The 6,201-nt window shown below is 64.2% G+C and carries 5 protein-coding genes and 1 riboswitch; of the genes, 3 read left to right on the forward strand and 2 right to left on the reverse strand.

Annotation, left to right across the window (positions count from 1 at the left end; all coding sequences use genetic code 11):
- Nucleotides 1–5 precede the first annotated feature (5 nt).
- Both VJ604_RS09770 and VJ604_RS09775 read right to left on the reverse strand, forming a co-directional pair.
- Nucleotides 6–1,442 carry a hypothetical protein gene (locus tag VJ604_RS09770; protein WP_324082029.1) on the reverse strand — a complete coding sequence of 479 codons (1,437 nt, stop codon included), beginning with the start codon at nucleotides 1,440–1,442 and terminating at the stop codon, nucleotides 6–8.
- Between the two features lie 119 nt (nucleotides 1,443–1,561).
- A riboswitch (cyclic di-GMP riboswitch) is annotated at nucleotides 1,562–1,645 on the reverse strand.
- Nucleotides 1,646–2,341: 696 nt separating this feature from the next.
- Nucleotides 2,342–2,998, reverse strand: a complete 657-nt coding sequence (locus tag VJ604_RS09775) for a hypothetical protein (RefSeq protein ID WP_324082031.1) — start codon at nucleotides 2,996–2,998, stop codon at nucleotides 2,342–2,344.
- 205 nt (nucleotides 2,999–3,203) lie between these two features.
- On the opposite strand from VJ604_RS09775, the gene VJ604_RS09780 reads away from it, so the two are divergent.
- From VJ604_RS09780 to VJ604_RS09790, 3 genes are read left to right on the forward strand one after another with little or no spacing between them, the layout of a single operon-like run.
- Nucleotides 3,204–4,547: a UbiD family decarboxylase gene (locus VJ604_RS09780; RefSeq protein ID WP_324082032.1), complete on the forward strand. Its 1,344-nt coding sequence runs from the start codon at nucleotides 3,204–3,206 to the stop codon at nucleotides 4,545–4,547.
- A gap of 36 nt (nucleotides 4,548–4,583) precedes the next feature.
- Complete coding sequence (locus VJ604_RS09785) at nucleotides 4,584–5,453, forward strand: 4-hydroxybenzoate octaprenyltransferase (protein WP_324082034.1); 870 nt, start codon at nucleotides 4,584–4,586, stop codon at nucleotides 5,451–5,453.
- Complete coding sequence (locus VJ604_RS09790) at nucleotides 5,450–6,061, forward strand: UbiX family flavin prenyltransferase (RefSeq protein ID WP_324082036.1); 612 nt, start codon at nucleotides 5,450–5,452, stop codon at nucleotides 6,059–6,061. Before VJ604_RS09785 ends, VJ604_RS09790 begins: the two co-directional genes overlap by 4 nt.
- Nucleotides 6,062–6,201 lie beyond the last annotated feature (140 nt).

Genomic DNA, 6,201 nt, shown 5'->3' on the forward strand with positions numbered 1-6,201 from the left:
GGGCGTCAGTTTATCTTCACCTGGTAGACGAGGTACGCGTTCGTGGTGGTGCGTAGCCCCTCGAATGAGCTGTTGAGGGTCCCTCCGGAGGAGCCGCTGCATCCGGTCCCCAGCCAGAACTGCAGCTGCGGTGGACTGCCCGTGGACACCGCGCCGTAGGCGACGTTGGCCAGGCCGCTCTTGCCGGTGCTCATGCTGGTTTCCAGCCCGTTGAACAGTGCCCGGGCGAACACCGTCCCTGTCCCCCCCGTCCCGTAGCTGGCCCCGGTCATCAGCGAGGTGTAGCGAGGGAGGGTGTCGGTCACGTAGACCCCCTGGGCATCCCCGGTGCCGATGTCGCTCGCCACCACCAGGTACTCCAGCACCTCACCCGGCTTGCCGGTGACACCGCCGGTGTAGTAGAGGTTGGTGCCGCCGTTGATGGTGAAGGTGTAGGGGCCGCTGCCGGCTGCGGAGGTGGTGACGTTGCGCACCAGTTTAGCCACCGAGATCCTTCCCATGTGGGAGGCGGTGAGCACGTCGGCGCTGGTGGCCACGGGCCCCGCCATGGTGGCGGTGACCGTGGTGGTCCAGTTGGAGGCGGCGGTGGCGTCGGCCACCGTCCCCTGGGTCACCGTCAGGGAGAGGTCCTTGAACTCGACGATCTGGGCGTAGGCGGTGGCCAGGTTGGTCAGGGTGGCGCCGGAGATGTTGGTGAGCTGGATGCTGGCGGCGGTCACCGTGGAACCGCTGCCAGGCGCGGGGTCGCTCACCGTGCCGACCTGGAAGGGGCCGTAGTAGCGGTCGGTGAAGAGGTAGACGGTGTCGCCGGCCTTCAGCCCGTTCACCACCCCGTCGTTGAAGGCGCCCCCGGTCTCGGCGGCGTCGGTCGGGGCCCCGCCGTCGTTGGGGACCTTGAAGGTGAGGGTGGCGCCGTTTTGCCAGCTGGCGATGGTGCCGTTGCTGTCGGAGGGGTCTACCATGGTGGCGCCCAGGAAGACGCTGGCGGCGAGGCCGGAGGGATCGGTCGGGCTTTTCGACTGCATGTTGGTGGAGGCGGTGAAGTCCTGGACCGACAGGGCGACCAGGCGGGGGCCGTTGGAGTTGGTGGTGACCCGGACCGTGTAGGTGGCGGTGGAACCGGTGCCGTCCGTGCTCCCGGAGCCGGGGAGGAAGCTGACGGTGGGGGGGGCCGATACCGTGTTCACCACCAGGTCGATGCTGGCGGCGACCTGGGGCTGGGCGACACCCAAGGCGTCGTTGTAGTTGACGGTGATGGTGTTGCGGACGATGGCGTTGCCGGAGGTGCCGGCGAGGGAGCTTTCGGGATGGAGGGTGACGCCCAGTGCGGCGATGAGCAGGGTGACGGCGCACAAAAAGAGACGGAAGGCATAGCCCCCCCTTTCCCCGGGGCCGCCTGCCGACCGTGACAGTTCAACGATGTTGCGCTTTTCTTCGAGCAATCCGACCTCTCGGTTCGTCCCTAAGGGCGCGAAAAAACGCCGCTTTTTGGGCTGGAGATAGAACTTGGCCCTGGGCGGTACCGAGCGGTACTCAGAGGTGGGTCTTTCTCCAGATGCTCTTCGGTAACCCGGCTATCCATTCCGCTGGAAATGGACCCGTGGCTTTGCGTCGCCGGATTGCTCCGGGTTTGCCTTTATCGGAGTCAGATTATGTGGCTTGCCTGCGGGGGGATCCCGGACCGTGACGGTCCGGAGGGTGCCTCTCCTGAGGGGGTCATTTTAATAATATCTCTATCACCATGCTGCCCGTCCCGTGGCAAGAAGATTCGCCTGGTGTTTTGACGAAGGTTTCACTGACAGAACGGGCCTTTGGGGATAGATGCAAAGTGTCAGCACAATACCAAAAATCACGCGGAATAAAAAGCTTTTTCGCATTAGAAAAGTGACTTAAGTCACTAAAAATCGTAAAAAAAATCGTTATTGCCTCCCCTGTCAGATTTAGTCACATTTGGTCATTTCACGTTGTTTGGCTGGAAAGAATAACCACGGGGATAGAACTGCTTCCTTCACGGGAAGTACAGAACTGCGGTTCGCTTTATTCAGCATCAGGGAATTAAGTCTATTGTCTTGAGATAACGAACCTTTTTAATAGTGAAATAGGACCATCAGCCCGTCTGTTGTGAGGTGGCGGGGCGAGGGCGCTCCGTGGGGCGGCGAGAGTCTCTCAGTTAATTACAGCGATATTGTTGTGGGCAGTGATATTGCTAAGAGATATTAAAAGGAAGTTCCGGGGGCACGGAGCTTGGGGGGCAGTCAGCTCCAGGTGGGGAGAAGACGGGGTGCGGGGCGCGTAAAGGAGTCGGGGCTCCCCGGCCAGTGGCGGGCAGTAATGGAGTGGGTCAAGGAGGGGAACTGCCAGAGAGCGGGGCTTGGGCGACGATGGGGCCGGCGCCCTCCGCGCTGAAGCTGAAGGTGGCCGCGATGGTGTAGGTAGGCTTCGGGGTGGCGCTGGAACCGTTGTCCTGCACGACGGCCGTGAAGGAGCCGGCGATGGGGTCGCCCGTGTTCTTGCCGATCGAGCTGAAGGTGATGGTGCCTGCCGTGCTCTGCAGCAGCGTGGAGGGGTGCCCGTTGAAGAAGTAGATCTGTCCCGGGAAGGGGGTTCCCCCCGCGGTGGCGCCCCCCAGGGAATAGCTGCCGCCGGGGACCAGCTGGCAGGCGTCGGTGATGTCGATCCTGATCACGGTCTGGAAGTTGGGATCGGTCAGGGTCGAGGCGATCGCCGCCCGCAGCACAAGCCCCAGGCTCGACTGGCTGGCGCACAGGAAGGTGGGGTGCAGCATGCCGTAACCGTCCGCCGTGAAGGCGAACGAGCTGGAGACGGCCGGGGAGTGGGTGGATGGCGAGCCGGAGGGGGTGGTAGTGATCCCGGAGGGTTGAGTGCCGCCGCCTCCGCCGCAGGCGGTGAGCAGCAGCGGGAGGGAAATTGCAAGGGCCCCCACCAGGGTGCGGGCGGTGACAGCCAAACGTTCCTGTGCTCCCCCGTGCCGTTTCATGACCTTGCCTCCTTTGCTCAGGATTGGATTTCCGTTTCTGGCGCAGTGCCAAGATCCATCACACAAGGACGTCAATGCAGGTGGCGGCGTGCAGGGGCGTTTGCACCGTAAAATTCTACCGCATTCCCGTTTTTGCGCTGAAAAACGTTGTCATCCCCCGGTGGAAGTGATAAAACCTTGCGGTTAAAGAACTTTCGGGGTGTCCATGGGCTACAGGGACTTACGCGGCTTTCTTGCCGCTTTGCGATCGACGGGGGAGCTGACGACCGTCGAGGCGGAGGTGGACGCGGAGCTGGAGGTCGCCGCCATCACCGACCGGCAGAGCAAGCTTGCCGCTGGTGGCAAGGGCCTGCTCTTTCGCCGGGTCCGGGGGACTCCCCATCCGGTGGCCACTAACCTGTTCGGCTCCCCTTCCAGGATGGCTACGGCGCTCGGGGTGGAGAGCCTGGCCGAGCTGACCCGCCTCATGGAGCGGCTGATCGCCGATCCTGCCGCAGCACCCGCCCCGCGCACGGTTGCCGATCCCCCCTGCCAGGAAGTGGTCGAGGAGTTTCCCGAGCTGGGGAGTTACCCCTTTCTGAAGAGCTGGCCCGCGGACGGCGGCCGCTTCATCACCTTGCCGCTGGTCTTCACCAGGGACCCGGAGAGCGGGGCGGGGAACGTGGGCATGTACCGGGTCCGCCTGTTCGACGGCCAGACTGCCGGCATCCGTTGGAAGCCCGGCAGCGGCGGCTTTCAGCATCACCGGAAATACCTCGCCGCCGGGGCAGCCATGCCGGTGGCCATCGCGGTCGGTGTCGATCCGGCCCTGACCCTGGCCGCCTCGCTCCCCCTGCCCGAGCCTTTCGACGAGCTCACCCTCGCCGGCTTCCTGAACGGCGAGCCGCTCGAGATGGCCCGCTGCCTGACCTCAGAACTCTTGGTGCCGGCCCGTGCCGAGCTGGTGATCGAGGGACGCATCGAGCCGGGGGAGAGCCGCGCCGAGGGGCGCTTCGGCAATCACACCGGCACTTATGATGAAGGGGAGCAGGTTCCGCTGCTACGCGTCACCCGGATCACCCACCGCAGGGACCCCATCTGCCAAGCCACCGTGGTCGGCCCTCCTCCCATGGAAGACTGCTACCTGGCCAAGGCCGCCGAACGGCTGTTGCTCCCCCTGTTACGGGAAATTTGTCCGGAGATCGTCGACATCAGCATGCCGCTGGAGGGGATCTTCCACGGTTGCGCCGTGGTGGCCATCGAAAAAAGTGAAGCCGGCCAGGGGCGCCGGGTGCTGGAAGCGCTGCGCCGCGAGGGGTGGCTTAAAAAGGGAAAGCTGCTGGTGGTGGTCGATGCCGGCGAGCCAGCCGGCACCCTCTCCGGCGCCTTTTGGCAGGCACTGAACGCGGTCCGCTTCCCGGAGGACCTGGTTGCCTCCGACGGCTGCCTGGGGGTGGACGCTACCCGCAAGTTTCCGGAAGAGGGCGGAGGACGCTTTCAGGAGTTGCGGCAGGATCCCGCCGTGCTCGCTCAGGTCGAGGCGAGGTGGCGGGAATACGGCTTTGAGTGAGGATAAGTCACCATGAGCAGTCAGGCAGGAGTTGAGATGACAGTGTACGCCAGGGTGCGGGTCTTCCTGGAGATGATCAAGTTCTCCCACACGATTTTCGCGCTTCCCTTCGCCTTCACCGGCGCCCTTTTGGCCGCGCGCGGACTCCCCAGCCTCTCCCAGGTGGGGTGGATCGTGTTGGCCATGGTCGGCGCGCGCACCGCAGCCATGGGGCTCAACCGGGTGATCGACGCCGAGATCGACGGCAGGAATCCCCGTACCGCCGGGCGCGCCATCCCCGCCGGGCTCTTGAGCCGCGGAGCTGTGCTCGCCTTCATCGCCCTTTCCGTGGCCCTCATGCTGCTCGCCGCCCGCATGCTCAACCCGCTCTGCCTCTACCTTTCGCCGGTTGCGCTCGGCTTCTTGCTTCTCTACTCCTACTGCAAGCGCTTCACCTCACTGGCCCACGTGGTGCTGGGGATCTGCCTCTCCGGCGCGCCCCTGGGAGCCTGGATCGCCATCCGGGGCGAGGCGCCGCTCCCCGCCTTCCTGCTGGCCTTCGCCGTGATGTTCTGGGTGGCCGGTTTCGACATCCTGTACGCACTGCAGGATCTGGAGTTCGACCGGGCAAGCGGCCTGCACTCCATCCCGGTCAAGCTCGGGGTGAACGGCTCGCTCTGGACCGCGCGGCTCTTTCATCTCGTCGCCTGCTGCATGCTGATCGGGGTCTACCTGGTCCTGCACCTGGGGACCTTCTACCTGCTGGGGTGCGTCGCCACCTGCGGGATGCTTTTGTACGAGCACTGGCTTCTGCGCGGTGGCGATCTCGAAAAACTGGACGCCGCTTTCTTCAACATGAACGGTTACATCAGCGTGACCGTCTTCCTGGCCACCCTCCTTGATGTGATGATCGGGGGCGCGGCGTGAGCGGGAGGCATTTCGCCCTGGCGCTGACCGGCGCCTCCGGGGCCGTCTACGGCCTGCGCGCCGCCGAGGAGTTGCTGGCTGCCGGCTGTCGGGTGAGCATGCTGATCACCGGCGCGGCCTTCGAGGTGCTCCGGGAGGAGTGCGGCGTAGAGTGGCAGGGGGACAGGGATGAGGTAACCGCCCATCTGCTAGCCCACTTCGGCTGCGCCCCCGACCGGCTGAGTTACCATCCCGAGAACGATCTCCTCTCCCCCATCGCCAGCGGTTCCTCCTCCGCCGACGCCATGATCGTAGTCCCCTGCTCCATGGGGACCCTTTCCCGAATCGCCTGTGGCAACTCGGGGAACCTCCTGGAGCGTGCCGCCGACGTCATGCTGAAGGAGGGGCGTCCGCTGGTGCTGGTGCCGCGGGAGACGCCGCTCAACGCCATCCACCTGGAGAACATGCTGAAGCTGTCCCGCCTGGGGGTGCGTATCGTGCCCCCCATGCCCGCCTTCTATCATCATCCGCAGAGTATGGCGGACCTGGTCGACTTCGTGGTGGGGAAGGTGCTGGACAGCGTGGGAGTGGAGAACCGGCTCTTCAAGCGGTGGGGAGAAAAGGACTGAGTCAAAGGCTGATTTAACAGTCTTTATCCCCTTCATCCCTGTTAATAATTTTTTTTGGGATTGGACTAAAAATGAATTTCGAATCTATTTCGCAAAAAGTGCTCGCCGGGGGCAGGATCGACGAGGCGGAGGCGCTTTTC

The sequence above is a fragment of the Geomonas sp. genome (assembly GCF_035254065.1).
GTDB lineage: Bacteria > Desulfobacterota > Desulfuromonadia > Geobacterales > Geobacteraceae > Geomonas.